The organism is Nocardioides sp. GY 10127 (assembly GCF_004919085.1).
GTDB lineage: Bacteria > Actinomycetota > Actinomycetes > Propionibacteriales > Nocardioidaceae > Nocardioides.
Genome location: NZ_STGL01000007.1, coordinates 16,361 through 29,321 on the forward strand (window position 1 = coordinate 16,361; position 12,961 = coordinate 29,321).

Sequence of the window (12,961 nt, forward strand, 5' to 3'; positions counted from 1 at the left end):
CGAAGTAGGGCTGCGTCTTCGTGCGCGCACCACGAAAATTCTGTGCGTGCGGATTCTCTGCGGACTGGACGCACCGGCCGGCGCGGATGGGCGCAGCTCCGCGGGCCAGGGCGAGTGCCTGACCTGCGGAGACTTCGAGCGCCCCCGGCAGGATTCGAACCTGCGACCGGCGGATTAGAAGGCCGCTGCTCTATCCAGCTGAGCTACGGAGGCGGGAGCCGTCGGCCGGTGGCCGCGACGCCCGGTGAGGATACCGGTCCACGCGTCCCGGCCCGGAACCGGACGGTCCGGGCTACCGTCCCACCGACGCTGACACCCCACCTGCCTCCCGGCTCCCCGAGCCGGCCCGAGGCCGGACACGTCCCTCGGGAGGACCACCGTGCTCGCTGACCCGGCCCAGACACCAGCCCAGAGACCCGCCCAGACACCAGCCCTGAGCCCCGCCGCGCGGCCGGCCGGGCGTGCCGGCCGACGCACGCTCGCCCTCGCGGCGGTCCTGCCGGCGATGGCGCTGGTCTGGGCGTCGCTCGCACCCTCGGCGCAGGCCGCGGACGGCTCCGGGCTGTGCACCCGCGCGGTCGTGAGCGACCCGGCGGACGTCCTGGCCGACGCGAAGGTCGAGCAGGCGGCGAAGGCGCTGGAGTCGGACGACGTCACGGTCAAGGTGATCGCGGTCGAGCAGTCGCCCGGGGGCTCGCTCGAGGACGCGGTCGCCGACCTGCGCGCCGAGTGCGACGACTGGGGCTGGACCCGGGGCGGCGGCCGCTCGCTGCTGCTCCTGGCCGTGGCGACCGAGGACGAGGAGTTCCGCTACCACTACGACGGGGCGGCGATCAGCGCGTTCGACACCGCCGCCGGCACCGCGAAGCGGCAGATGCGCAGCCACTTCGCCGCGGGCCGCTGGACCGCCGGCATGGTCGCGGGCCTCGAGGCGTTCGACGACGCCTGGCCCCGGGAGCGGTCGTCGAGCAGCGGTGCAGGCAGTGCGAACGGCAGCGCGAACGGCACGGGCAACGCCTCGGGCTACGGCACGGGGACGGGGCGCACCGACGCGCTCGACGGCTCCGAGGAGTCCGGCAACCCCGGCGTCGGGCTGGCTGTGGTCCTCGGCGTCGTGGCGCTGGCCGGCGGCGGCTACCTCGCCGTGGTCGGCGTCCGGCGGCGACGGTCCCGCCGCGAGGCGCGCGCCCGGCTCACGACGGCCCTCGACGGCCTCGCCGAGGCCTGGCTGGCGCTCGAGGAGGGCTCCGAGCTCGTGGCGGCCCGGGTGGCGGCGCTGCCGGGCACCCGCGACGTCCTGCTCGACGAGGTGCGGGCCACGGACGCGGAGGCCGCCCGCCTGCGCGAGGCGGGGGAGCGCACCTGGCTGGACGTGAGCGACCGGCTCTCGCCGCGCGCGGTGGCCCGGTTGGACGTCGCCGCGGCCGCCGCCGAGCAGCGGACGGTCGAGGAGGCGCGGGCCGGGCTGGTGGAGGCCGGGGCCCGGCAGGACGAGGTCGCGGCGCTCCTGGACGCCTTCGACACCGCGGCCGCGACGGTGCCCGGCCGGTGCGCGACGCTCGAGGAGGCCGCGGGCGACCTGGAGCGCGCGGTCCGGGCCCGGCAGGACGAGGGCTTCCGCTGCACCGAGAGCGTGGCGGAGCCGCAGCGGGCGCGCGCGTCGGCGGGGGAGGCCCGCGAGCTGGCCGGCGCTCGACGGCACGGCGACGCGTCCGCGCTGCTGGACTCCGCCGAGCAGCGGCTGGCGACGCACGCGGACGCCGTGGAGGGGCTGCCCCGTCGGCGCGACGCGATCCTGGCCGACGCCGCGCTGCTCCGGGCCTCGCTCGGCGCCCTCGACGGCGACCTGACCCAGGCCGCGGCGGTGCTCGACGAGCTCGCGCGTGCCTACGAGCCCGGCTGCCACGACGACGTCCGCTCGGAGCTGGAGGTGGCCCGCGGCCTCCGTGCGGGGCTGGGCGCCCGCCTCGACGCGTGCGAGCACCAGGCGTCGATGGAGGTCCAGGCGTTCGACCAGGCCCAGGGCACGCTGGACGAGGCCCGCGCGGACGCCGGGCGGGCCGAGCAGGCGGCCAAGGCTCCGGAGGAGCGCCGGGCGCGGCTGGCCGGGCTCTCCCGCGACCTGCCGGGCCGGGTGCGCGAGGTCCTCGCCGGTGCCGAGGCCCTGCGGGCGGACGTCGCCGGGCACGTCGACGCGGTGGCCTACCTTCGGCCGACGCCCGCGGTGGGCCCGCTGCTGGACGACGCGCGGCGACTCGAGTCCGACCTCGCCGCGGCCCGGCCACCGCTGCTGGCGGTGGAGGCGGCTCTGTCGCCGCTGGTGGAACGGCTGAGGACGCTGCGTTCCGTCGTGGACGAGGTGGTGGCCGAGCACACCCGCGCCCTCGAGGCGCTCGCGCGCGCCGAGGCCACGGTGGCGGCGGCCCGGTCCGCGGCCGCGGGGCGTGACGTGAGCGCCCGCACGCGGGCCCGGGCCGACGAGGCGGCAGCCGCGCTGGCCGGGGCCGCTGCAGCCGTGACGCTGAGCGCGATCCTCGCCGAGGCGGAGCGGGCGCGACGGCAGGGCGACGCGGCGCTCTCCGCGGCCCGCTCGGAGCGCGCGGCGGCCCAGCGGCGGCGCAGCGCCGTGACGACCGGCGTCTTCCTCGGCTCGTCGCGCCGGGGTGGCCCGGGAGGCGGGTTCGGAGGTTCCAGCGGGTTCGGTGGGGGCGGAGGCCACCACCACGGTGGCGGTGGCGGTGGCGGGTTCGGAGGCGGCCACGGCGGTGGCGGCGGGTTCGGCGGCGGCCATGGTGGTGGTGGCGGGTTCGGTGGCGGCCACGGCGGTGGCGGTCGCCACTGACCCGGGCCGTCCCGGCCGGCCTCGTGGCGGCAGCGGGAGCCGGCCGCCGGCCGTCAGAGCGGCTCGAGCTCGTCCTCGTCGTCCAGGGGGTCGACGCCCCCGCCCGCCAGGAACGCGGCCAGCAGGGTGGTGGCCGGGACGGCGAGGATCAGGCCGATCGCGCCGACGAGGGTGCGGACGATCTCCTCGGCCAGCTGCTCGGTGGAGGCCAGCTGCAGCAGCGGCCGGTCGTAGAGGTAGAGCAGCATGAGCACGGCCAGCGCCCCGCCCGCGTAGGCGAAGACGATCGTGTAGATCGTCGAGGCGATGTGGTCGCGGCCGATGCGCATGCCGCTGGTGAACAGCTCGGAGCGCCGCATGCCGGGGGCTGCGGCCCGCAGCTCCCAGACGGCCGAGGTCTGGGTGATGGTGACGTCGTTGAGGATGCCGAGCCCGGCGATGACGAGGGCGCAGGCCAGCAGCCCGCGGAAGTCGAGGTCCGGGGCGTACGCGCCGAGCAGGGAGGCGGACTCGTCGGAGACGCCGCTCAGGCTGGCCAGGTGGACCCAGAGCTCGCCCAGCAGCGTCACCAGGCCGACGCCCGCGAACGTGCCGAGCAGGGCCGCGCTCGTGCGCCAGGAGACGCCGTGGGTGGTGTAGAGGACGACCACGAGGATCAGGACGGCGCTGCACAGGGCGACGGGGACGCCGGGCGCACCGGTGAGCAGCGCGGGCAGGGTGAACTCCCACAGGACGCCGCCGCTCACCGCGAGCCCGACCAGCGCCATGAGCCCGCGCAGCCGGGCCACGGCGACCGCGACGACGACGAACAGCGCGAGCAGCAGGAGCAGCGAGCCGTCCCGGTCGGTGGCGTAGTAGGAGTAGGTGGCCTTGTCGGTGCTGCCGAGCGCGGAGCTGTCGCTGGACCCGGTGGAGGACAGCGGCACCCGCAGCAGCTCGACCGTGTCGCCGGCCGCCAGCCCCGAGGTGAGGACGTCGGAGGAGACCGGCACGGCGAAGGCGGAGTCCTCGCCGGTCGTGGTCACCTTGATGACGCCGCAGCCGTTGCCGATGTCGGACTGGTCCTTGCACGGCGACTGGACCGTGGTGACGGTCGCGTCGACGTACGTGGCGCCCTTGGCCGTGGAGCCCGAGACGTCCCCGAGCGTCGCCAGCCCGGAGGCCGACGGCCAGAGGAGGACGACGCCGGCCAGGGCGACGGCCACCGCCGCGACGACGATCCCGAGGATGGTCAGCCGGGTGCCGAGCGCGATGTCCGGCTCTGGTCCCCCGTGGCCGTGCCCGTGCGAGTGTCCGTGCCCGTGCGAGTGGCCGTGCGAGTGGCCGTGCGAGTGCCCGTGGCCGACGGGCGTCGGCGTCTCCTGCGGCGTCGTCTCGGCGCGCCGTCGTCCGCCCCGGCGCCGGGGGGCGGCCCGGTGACCGGCCACGTGGTCTCCGTCCTGGTGGTGCGTGGTGCTCGCGATGGGGTGGGGCGGGGTGCGGCTCGGCCCGCTCAGCGGCGGTGCCGCGCCATCCACGCCTCGACGTCGGCGGAGGCCCGGGGGAGCGCCGCGGACAGGTTGACCGCCTCGCCCGCGGTGATCAGCACGTCGTCCTCGATCCGGATGCCGATGCCGCGCAGCTCCTCGGGCACGAGGAGGTCGTCCTCCTGGAAGTACAGGCCCGGCTCGACCGTGAGGACCATGCCCTCGGCAAGGGTGCCCTTGGCGTAGGACTCGGGGGCGGCCATGCCGCAGTCGTGGACGTCCATGCCGAGCATGTGGCTGGTGCCGTGGAGCGTCCAGCGGGCGTACACGCGGCTGTCGGGCAGCAGCGCCTCCTCGGCGCTCACCGGCAGGAGCCCACGGTCGGCGAGGCCGTGCGCGAGGACCCGCATGGAGGCGGCGTGGATGTCCGCGAACGCGGCGCCCGGGCGGGCGGCCTCGATGCCGGCGTCCTGCGCCGCCAGGACGAGGTCGTAGAGCTCGCGCTGGACGGGGGAGTAGGTGCCGCTGACGGGGATCGTGCGCGTGACGTCGGCGGTGTAGAGGTGGTGGCCCTCCACGCCCATGTCCAGCAGGACCATCTCGCCGGGCGTGATGGGCCCGGAGTTCTCGATCCAGTGCAGGGTCGTGGCGTGCCGGCCGCCGCCGACGATCGAGTCGTAGCCGATGTCGTTGCCCATCGTGCGTGCGCGCCGGAAGAAGGTGCCCTCGATCCAGCGCTCGCCGTGGCGGACGGCGTTCTCCCAGTCCTCGACGACGTCGGTGAACCCGAGCGTGGTGGCGTCGCAGGCCGCCTGGAGCTGCCCGACCTCCCACGCGTCCTTGATCAGCCGCTGCTCCGAGGCGACGCGCGCGAGCTCGGCGTCGCGCTGCTCGTCGCCGCCCACGAGACCGTCGACGGCCGTCGACACGCCCCGGTGGACGCGGGTCTTGGTCGTGCCGGCCAGGTCGCCCGGGAGGTCGTCGATGTGCCGGGTCTCGACCCCGAGGGAGTCGGAGATCTCCTTGAGCGAGGGACGCCGGCCTGCCCACAGCTCCCCGTACTGCCGGTCCCGGAAGAACTCGTCGGTCTCGCGGGAGGAGCGCGGCCGCGCGTAGAGCACGGCGTCGCCGTCCTCGACGACGAGCACGGCGTCCGAGGTGAGGTTGCCCGAGTAGTAGGCGTGCGCGGTGTCGGGGCGGAACCGGTAGTCGGTGTCGTTGGCGCGGACCTTGTACGTGCCGGCCGGCAGCACGAGCCGCTCGCCCGGGAAGGCCTCGGCGAGCCGGGCGCGCCGGGCGGCCGCCGAGGCGGCGACGTCCTGCGGGGCCAGGTCGAGGTCGCGGTCGCCCCAGCCCGTCCGCATGAACGCGGCGTAGGCCTCCGGGACGGCCGGGTCGTGGGACTCGGTCTTCGGCTCGGGGGCGCCGTCGGCAGGCTTCGCGTCGCTCATGCGGGCCACTCTAGACCCGCCCACGGACGCCGGGCCCCCGCCTGTCGGCGGGCGGCAGGAAGGCCTGACGCGCCCGCTTGACCCCCGTGCTACACACCTGCGGGCCACCCGACGGATAGGGTGCTGACATGAAGCGCCGCGGACCCGACGGAAAGGTGTTCACGCTGGTCGTGAGCATCGTCGTGGTCCTGAGCGCCCTGCCGGTGCTGCTGGTGGTCGCCCTCGCCGGTGCGCCGGGGACGGTCCTGCTCGCCACGGTGCTGGCCGCGCTGCCGGTCGTGCCGGTCGTCTCCTGCTTCCTGTGGCTGGACCGCTACGAGCCGGAGCCCCGCTCGCTGCTCCTCCTGGGGCTGGGCTGGGGCGCCGCCGTCGCGGTGGCCGCAGCCCTGTTCCTGCAGGGCATCGGCGGCCTGCTGGTGCCGGTCACCTCGGCGGGCGGCCTGGCCGTCCTCGCGCCGGTGACGGAGGAGGCCGCCAAGGGCGCCTTCCTCGTGGCGCTGCTGTGGTGGCGTCGCGCCGAGCTGGACGGCGTCCTGGACGGCCTCGTGTACGCCGGCATGGTCGGCACCGGGTTCGCCTTCACCGAGAACATCCTCTACCTGGCCGCGGCCTACGACGGCACGGACGGGGTCGGCCCGGGCGGGACGACCTCGCTCACGGCCACGTTCGTCGTGCGCTGCCTGGCCAGCCCCTTCGCCCACCCCTTCTTCACCGCCTTCACCGGCATCGGGGTGGGCCTCGCGGTCTCCTCGCGCAGCGGTCTCGTCCGGCTGGGCGCCCCCGTCGTGGGGTACCTGCTGGCCGTGACCGCGCACGCGTTGTGGAACGCCTCGACCCTCGCCGGCCTCGGCGGCTTCGCCGCCGTCTACGTGCTGATCATGGCCCCGGCGCTGCTGCTGGTCGCCGGGCTCGGCCTCTGGGCCCGGACGGCCGAGCGGCGGATGCTCGGCGCGGCCCTCCAGGACGCGGCGGCCAGGGGGCTCCTCCCGGCCACCGACATCGGCTGGGTGGTCGACCTCGGGGCCCGCCGGCTGGCCCGCCGGCACGCCCGCGCCGTCGGCGGTCCGGAGGCGGAGGACCGCATGCGTGAGTACCAACAGGCAGCGATCGAGCTGGGCTTCCTGCATCATCGCTACCTGCGAGGCACCGCACCCGCTGACTTCGCCTCCCGCGGAGGCGCCTACGTCGCACGGATCGGCGCCGTGCGACCGTCCGTCGAATTCCCAGGACAGGTGGTTCCGACCCGATGACAGCCAGGCCAGACGACGCCGTGCCCGTGCCCGGTGGGCAGGACGCGCAGATGCTCACCGCCCTGGTGCGCCTGCGGGGCGCCCTCCAGGAGGCCGCGCTGCCCCTGGACCTGCCGGGGAGCGAGGAGCTGCGCACGTCGCGTCAGCAGATGCTCGACCAGCTCGAGGACTACGTCATCCCGCGCGTGATGACGCTGGACTCGCCGATGCTCGCCGTCGTCGGCGGCTCGACCGGTGCCGGCAAGTCCACCCTGGTCAACAGCCTGGTGGGCAGTCGCGTGACGACGCCCGGGCTGCTGCGCCCGACGACCCGCTCGCCCGTCCTGGTGCACCACCCGGACGACGCGCACTGGTTCGGCCAGGACAGGCTGCTGCCCGACCTGCTGCGCGTCGACCACGCCACCGACGACCCGGACTCCCTCCAGCTCGTCGCCACGGAGGCCGTGCCCCAGGGCCTGGCGATCCTCGACGCCCCCGACGTCGACTCCGTCGAGGAGCGCAACCGCCAGCTCGCCGCGCAGCTGCTGGCCGCGGCGGACCTGTGGGTGTTCGTCACCTCCGCCGCGCGCTACGCCGACCAGGTGCCGTGGGAGTTCCTGCGGCAGGCCGCCGACCGCTCGACGGCCGTCGCCGTCGTCCTGGACAGGACGGCGGCCGAGGCCGTCCAGACGGTCTCCACCCACCTCGCCCGGATGCTCTCCAGCCGCGGTCTCAAGGACTGCCCGCTCTTCATCGTGCACGAGGGCCAGGTGGACGAGGACGGGCTGCTCCCGCCGGGTCACGTCGGCGACATCCGTGGCTGGCTGGAGTCCCTGGCCTCCGACACCGCGGCCCGCACCGCCGTGGTCAAGCAGACCCTCGACGGCGCCGTCCGGGCCATCTCCCACCACGTCCACCCCATCGCGGACGCCGTGGTGCGGCAGGCGGAGGTGGCCGAGGGCCTGCGCGAGACCAGCAGGCGCGCCTACGCCCTCGCGCTGGCCGACACCCAGCGCGCCACCGCCGACGGGACCCTCATGCGCGGCGAGGTGCTCGCCCGCTGGCAGGAGTTCGTCGGGACCGGCGAGCTGCTCCGCTCGCTGGAGGACAAGGTCGGACGCCTGCGCGACCGGCTCGTCAGCGCCGTCAAGGGCAAGCCGCAGCAGGCCGACCGCGTGGTCGTGGCCGTCGAGTCCGGGCTCGAGCTGCTCGTGCTCGAGCGGGCCGAGGAGGCCGCCGAGCGCGCCGCCGAGGCGTGGCGGCAGCAGCCGGCGGGCGTCGAGCTGCTGGAGTCGGCCCCGGCCGACCTGTCCCGTGCCTCGCGCGACCTGCGCCGACGGGCCGAGCAGGCCGTCCGCGAGTGGCAGACCGACGTGCTGGAGCTCGTCCGTGCCGAAGGTGCCGACCGCCGCACCACCGCCAAGTTCCTCGCCCTCGGGGTGAACGGGCTCGGCGTGGCGCTCATGGTCGTCGTGTTCAGCCAGACGGCCGGGGTCACCGGGGCGGAGGCCGGGATCGCCGGCGGGTCCGCGGTGCTCGGGCAGAAGCTCCTCGAGGCCGTCTTCGGCGACCAGGCCGTCCGCGGCCTCGCCGAGCGGGCCCGGCGGATGCTCGACGACCGGGTGGCCGACCTCTTCGGCGCCGAGGAGGCCCGCTACACGACACTGGTCGACGGGCTCGGGGTGGACGCCGAGGCCGCCGGAGCGGTGCGCGAGGCCGTCCGCCGGGTCGACGACCTGCGGTTCGCGGCCGCGCAGAACTGAGGCCGGCGTCCATGAACGACCGCGGCCGGCCCGAGGCTCCCCGTCACGTGAGGGAGCCCTCGGTCCTGCCGTCGTTCGCGCATGTCGCACCGCGACCCCCTAGGGTGTCGCACAGCCAGTTGTTGTCACGGTGAGCGGGAGAACATGACGTTGCTCGAGGGAGCCAAGCAGCTCCTGACCCGGGGTACGGACATCGGCGGACGCATCGAGGCGCTCTCCGATGCTGCCGAGGCTGCGCGCGGGGTGGTCGACGACGAGGTCGTCGACGGCGCCCTGGCGGTCTGCGAGAGGGCCGCGGGTCGCCTGCGGCTGTCCTCGACGCACACCGTCGTGGCGATCGCCGGCGCGACGGGCTCGGGCAAGTCTTCGACCTTCAACGCGCTCACCGGACTGGAGCTCTCCGCGGTCGGGGTGCGGCGTCCCACCACCTCGTGGGCCACGGCCTGCGTCTGGGGCGCCGACGGCGCCGGCGAGCTGCTCGGCTGGCTCGGCATCCCGCCGCGGCACCAGACCACGCGCGACTCCATGCTGGACACCCGCCGTGAGTCCCACGACCTCGAGGGCGTCGTCCTCCTGGACCTGCCCGACCACGACTCCACCGAGGTCGCGCACCACCTCGAGGTCGACCGGCTGGTCGCGCTCGCGGACATGTTCGTGTGGGTCCTGGACCCGCAGAAGTACGCGGACGCCGCGATCCACGACCGCTACCTGGCGCCCCTGCGCACCCACAGCGAGATCATGGTCGTCGCCCTCAACCACATCGACACGGTGCCCGAGGAGCGGCGCGAGTCCATGGTGGCCGACGTGCGGCGACTGCTCGCCGACGACGGCCTGCCGGACGTGCCGGTCATCCCGATCAGCGCCCGGCAGGGCCAGGGCCTCGACGCCCTGCGCGCCGAGATCGCTGCCCGCGTGGCCGACAAGCACTCCACCGTCGCCCGCTTCGAGGCCGACCTGGCCGCCCAGGCCACGCTGCTGCGCGACGCGACGGGCACCGCCCCGGGCCGCGAGCTGCCCGAGGCCCGGGTCACGGCGCTGGAGCAGGCCGTCTCCGAGGCCGCCGGCGTCCCCACCATCGTGGACGGCGTCGAGCGCGCCGCCCGGGTCCGGGCGTCCCGCTCCACCGGGTGGCCGCTGATCAGCTGGGTCTCGCGCCTGCGCCCCGACCCCGCCAAGAAGCTCGAGCTCGACCTGGGCACCGCCGGCAAGCAGCTCCGCGGGTCGTCCACGGCCGCCCCCGAGACCGCCGCCGTCGAGCGTGCCCGCGTGGACCACGAGGTCCGGGCGCTCGTCGACGAGGTCTCCTCGGGGATGGGCCCCGGCTGGTCGCGCGCGGTGCGCGAGGCCGCCACGTCCCGCACCAGCGAGATCGGGGACACGCTGGACGCCGGCCTGGCCCGCGTCCAGCTCAACGCCACCCGCGTCCCGGCGTGGGCGCTGCTCGTCGGCGTCCTCCAGTGGCTGCTCGTCCTCGGCGCGCTGGGCGCCGCCGGCTGGACGGTGCTCACCGCCGCCTCCGGCACGCTCGACGAGACCCCGCAGGTCGCGGGCATCGCGCTGCCGCTCGTGCTCCTCGTCGCCGCCCTGGTCCTCGGGCTGGTCCTCGGGCTGGTGTGCCGTGGCCTGGTGGCCGGCACCGCTCACACCCGGGCGGCCAAGGCGGAGGAGAACCTGCGCGGCGTCGTGCACGAGACCGTGTCGACGCTCGTCGCGCAGCCGGTCTCCGCGGTCCTGGCCGCGCACCACCGCACGCGCGCCGGGGTGGACAAGGTCCTGGGCTGATCCCGGGCTGGTCCTGGGCTGGTCCTGGGGCCACCTGGCGTCCACAGGCGACCCTCCGGGTCGGCTCCTCCACCGTCCGGTGCCGCGCGGCCCCGTGCGCCTTCCCCTGCCGCGAGGGTGGTCGCGACGCGGGGGCGACGGGCCCCTGCCGGGCAGCAGGAGGAACCATGCTCAACGACACGACCGTCACGCTCCAGGGATGGCTGGGCAGCGACGTCACCCTCCGCCGCGTCGGCGACGACGCGGTGGCGAGCTTCCGCGTGGCGGTGACGCCGCGCCGCCGCAGCCGGCGCACGGGGGAGTGGAGCGACGGCGAGACCCAGTGGTACACCGTCAGTGCCTGGCGCGGGCTGGCCGAGACGTGCTCGGCCTCGCTGCGCCGCGGCGACCCGGTGCTCGTGCACGGCCGGCTCACGTCGAGCACCTGGACCACCATGGCCGGGGTGGAGACCACGACCATGGAGGTCGACGCCGCCGTCGTCGGCCACGACCTGACCTGGGGCAGCGCCGTCTTCACGCGCACCCGGAGGGCGGCGCCGCCCGCCCCCGAGCGGCCCGTCGAGGCCGAGGCCGGGTCCGAGGCAGGGTCCGGCGAGCGCCGGGAACGGGACGTCGAGCAGGAGGCCGTCCCGGCCGCCTGAGCCGCCCGTGCGGGGGAGGGGGGCTCCCGACAGGGTCCCCGGGCCGGTGAGCGACTAGGCTCGGGGACCATGGCGGAATATGTCTTCACCCTGCGCAACGTGCGGAAGGCCCACGGCGACAAGGTCGTGCTCGACAACGTCACGCTGTCGTTCCTGCACGGGGCGAAGATCGGCGTGGTGGGTCCCAACGGCACCGGCAAGTCCTCGCTGCTCAAGATCATGGCGGGCCTCGACCAGGCCAACAACGGTGACGCGATCAAGGACCCGGAGGCCACGGTCGGGATGCTCCAGCAGGAGCCCCCGCTGACCGAGGGCGCGACGGTCCTGGAAAACGTCCAGGAGGCGGTCGGCGAGATCAAGGCCAAGATGGACCGGTTCAACGAGATCGGGGAGCTCATGGGCGACCCCGACGCCGACTTCGACGCCCTCATGGCCGAGATGGGTGACCTCCAGACCGACCTCGACAACGCGAACGCGTGGGACCTCGACTCCCGGCTCGACCAGGCCATGGACGCCCTGCGCTGCCCGCCGCCGGACGCGATCGTCGACAACCTCTCCGGTGGTGAGCGCCGCCGCGTGGCGCTGTGCAAGCTGCTGCTCCAGCAGCCCGACCTGCTGCTGCTCGACGAGCCCACCAACCACCTGGACGCCGAGTCCGTGCAGTGGCTCGAGGGCCACCTCAAGACCTACCCGGGCGCCGTCCTGGCGATCACCCACGACCGGTACTTCCTGGACAACGTCGCCGAGTGGATCCTCGAGCTGGACCGCGGCAAGACGCACCCCTACGAGGGCAACTACTCCACCTACCTGGAGACCAAGAAGGAGCGCCTCAAGATCGAGGGGCAGAAGGACGCCAAGCGCGCCAAGATGCTCGAGAAGGAGCTGGAGTGGGTCCGCTCCAACGCCAAGGCGCGGCAGACCAAGTCCAAGTCCCGCCTCGCGCGCTACGAGGAGCTCGCGGCCGAGGCCGACCGCGCCCGCAAGATCGACACCGCCGACATCAACATCCCGCCGGGCCCGCGGCTCGGTGACGTCGTCCTCGAGGCCAAGGGCCTGGTCAAGGGCTTCGAGGGGCGGACGCTGTGGAACGACATCTCGTTCACGCTGCCCCGCGCGGGCATCGTCGGCGTCGTCGGCCCCAACGGCGTCGGCAAGACCACGCTCTTCCGGATGATCACCGGCAACGAGGTGCCCGACACCGGGTCCCTCACCGTCGGCCAGACGGTGAAGCTCTCCTACGTCGACCAGAGCCGCGGCGGCATCGACCCCAACAAGAACGTCTGGGAGGTCGTCTCCGACGGCCTGGACTTCATCAAGGTCGCGAACTTCGAGATGAACAGCCGCGCCTACGTGGCCTCGTTCGGCTTCAAGGGCCCGGACCAGCAGAAGAAGGCCGGCGTCCTCTCCGGCGGTGAGCGCAACCGGCTCAACCTGGCCCTCACCCTCAAGCAGGGCGGCAACGTGCTCCTGCTCGACGAGCCGACCAACGACCTGGACGTCGAGACGCTCTCCTCGCTCGAGGACGCGCTGCTCGACTTCCCCGGCTGCGCCGTCGTGACCTCCCACGACCGGTGGTTCCTCGACCGGATCGCCACCCACATCCTCGCCTGGGAGGGCACCGAGGAGGACGAGGGCGCCTGGTTCTGGTTCGAGGGCAACTTCGCCTCCTACGAGGAGAACAAGATCGAGCGCCTCGGCCTCGAGGCGGCCCGCCCGCACCGGGTCACCCACCGCCGCCTCACCCGCGACTGAGCCTCCCCCTCCGGGAAGCACACAGCCCCCGTCGG

Annotated in this window: 8 protein-coding genes and 1 tRNA gene; 6 read left to right on the forward strand and 3 right to left on the reverse strand. The window is 74.8% G+C overall.

Features of this window, described 5'->3' with window-relative positions; genetic code table 11:
• Window positions 1–139 precede the first annotated feature (139 nt).
• Window positions 140–213: transfer RNA gene (locus E8D37_RS12535), tRNA-Arg, on the reverse strand.
• 292 nt (window positions 214–505) lie between these two features.
• On the opposite strand from E8D37_RS12535, the gene E8D37_RS20570 reads away from it, so the two are divergent.
• A complete protein-coding gene (locus E8D37_RS20570; RefSeq protein WP_136570146.1) occupies window positions 506–2,842 on the forward strand; it encodes a TPM domain-containing protein in 2,337 nt (778 codons plus the stop codon).
• Window positions 2,843–2,895: 53 nt separating this feature from the next.
• Here the strand turns inward: E8D37_RS20570 and E8D37_RS12545 are convergent, their stop codons facing one another.
• Window positions 2,896–4,269, reverse strand: a complete 1,374-nt coding sequence (locus tag E8D37_RS12545; RefSeq protein ID WP_240770391.1) for a YibE/F family protein — start codon at window positions 4,267–4,269, stop codon at window positions 2,896–2,898.
• Window positions 4,270–4,334: 65 nt separating this feature from the next.
• Complete coding sequence (locus E8D37_RS12550) at window positions 4,335–5,759, reverse strand: aminopeptidase P family protein (protein WP_136570147.1); 1,425 nt, start codon at window positions 5,757–5,759, stop codon at window positions 4,335–4,337.
• Between the two features lie 128 nt (window positions 5,760–5,887).
• Here E8D37_RS12550 and E8D37_RS12555 point away from each other — a divergent pair, with 128 nt between their 5' ends.
• The 5 genes from E8D37_RS12555 to ettA all read left to right on the forward strand — a co-directional run bounded on the left by E8D37_RS12555 (window position 5,888) and on the right by ettA (window position 12,926).
• The gene (locus E8D37_RS12555; RefSeq protein WP_136570148.1) at window positions 5,888–7,009 is read left to right on the forward strand and encodes a PrsW family intramembrane metalloprotease; all 1,122 of its coding nucleotides are present in this window, start codon (window positions 5,888–5,890) and stop codon (window positions 7,007–7,009) included.
• The gene (locus tag E8D37_RS12560; RefSeq protein WP_240770392.1) at window positions 7,006–8,751 is read left to right on the forward strand and encodes a dynamin family protein; all 1,746 of its coding nucleotides are present in this window, start codon (window positions 7,006–7,008) and stop codon (window positions 8,749–8,751) included. Before E8D37_RS12555 ends, E8D37_RS12560 begins: the two co-directional genes overlap by 4 nt.
• 144 nt (window positions 8,752–8,895) lie before the next feature.
• Complete coding sequence (locus E8D37_RS12565; RefSeq protein WP_136570149.1) at window positions 8,896–10,533, forward strand: GTPase; 1,638 nt, start codon at window positions 8,896–8,898, stop codon at window positions 10,531–10,533.
• Window positions 10,534–10,700: 167 nt separating this feature from the next.
• Window positions 10,701–11,174 (forward strand): single-stranded DNA-binding protein, encoded by a 474-nt coding sequence (gene ssb / locus E8D37_RS12570; protein WP_136570150.1) that lies wholly within the window; start codon window positions 10,701–10,703, stop codon window positions 11,172–11,174.
• Window positions 11,175–11,243: 69 nt separating this feature from the next.
• On the forward strand, window positions 11,244–12,926 hold the full coding sequence (gene ettA / locus E8D37_RS12575) for an energy-dependent translational throttle protein EttA (RefSeq protein WP_136570151.1): 1,683 nt from the start codon (window positions 11,244–11,246) through the stop codon (window positions 12,924–12,926).
• The last annotated feature ends 35 nt before the right edge of the window (window positions 12,927–12,961 follow it).